This window comes from Nonomuraea recticatena (assembly GCF_039533245.1).
GTDB lineage: Bacteria > Actinomycetota > Actinomycetes > Streptosporangiales > Streptosporangiaceae > Nonomuraea > Nonomuraea roseola.
Map to the genome: position 1 here is coordinate 1 of NZ_BAAATE010000158.1, position 696 is coordinate 696.

Sequence of the window (696 nt, forward strand, 5' to 3'; positions counted from 1 at the left end):
GAGGGGGGAGGGCCGGGACCGGGCGGGTGAGCCCGGGTCGCGGCCCTTGGTGTGTCCGGTGGCGGCGGGTCAGGCCAGGGTGTCCTGGAGCTTGATCTTGCCGTCGTAGATGACGAACTTCTGGTTGGCGTTGTTCATGCACTTCCACAGGCGGACCTTGGTGCCGTTGGCGCGGGAGTTGCCGACGTCCAGGCACATCGGGCTGGCGGTGTCGATGGTGTCCTTGATGACGATCTCTCCTCTCCTGATGACCCAGAGCTGGTTGGTGTTGCTGACGCATTGCCACAGCTGGACCTGGGCGCCGTTGGTGCGGGACTTGGTGGCGTCCAGGCACATGGGGGTGGCGGTGCCGGCGGTGTCCTCGACCTTGATGAGGCCGTTGTCGATCACGAACCTCTGGTTGGTGTTGCCGACGCACTGCCACAGCTGGACCTTGGTGCCGTTGGTGCGGGACTTGGTGGCGTCCAGGCAGACGGGGGCTTCGTGGGTGAGGGTGTCGGGGGCGGGCAGGTGGGCGGCGGCCGCGGCGGCCGCGGCGGGCAGGACGGTGGACGCGCTCACGACGGCGACGGCGACGCCGGCCAGTAGATGGCGAGCAAGCAGCATGGTGCCTCCTGGGCAGGTTGATCAGAACGCGATCACCATCCCGCAACCGAGGGTGATTGACCAGTTGCGTTAGGTTAATGTCTGGTCATC

At 66.7% G+C, this 696-nt stretch carries 1 protein-coding gene; it reads right to left on the bottom strand.

Going from position 1 to position 696, the window contains the following annotated elements; genetic code table 11:
- Positions 1-69: 69 nt before the first annotated feature.
- Positions 70-606 (bottom strand): RICIN domain-containing protein, encoded by a 537-nt coding sequence (locus ABFX50_RS50915; protein ID WP_346158546.1) that lies wholly within the window; start codon positions 604-606, stop codon positions 70-72.
- Positions 607-696 lie beyond the last annotated feature (90 nt).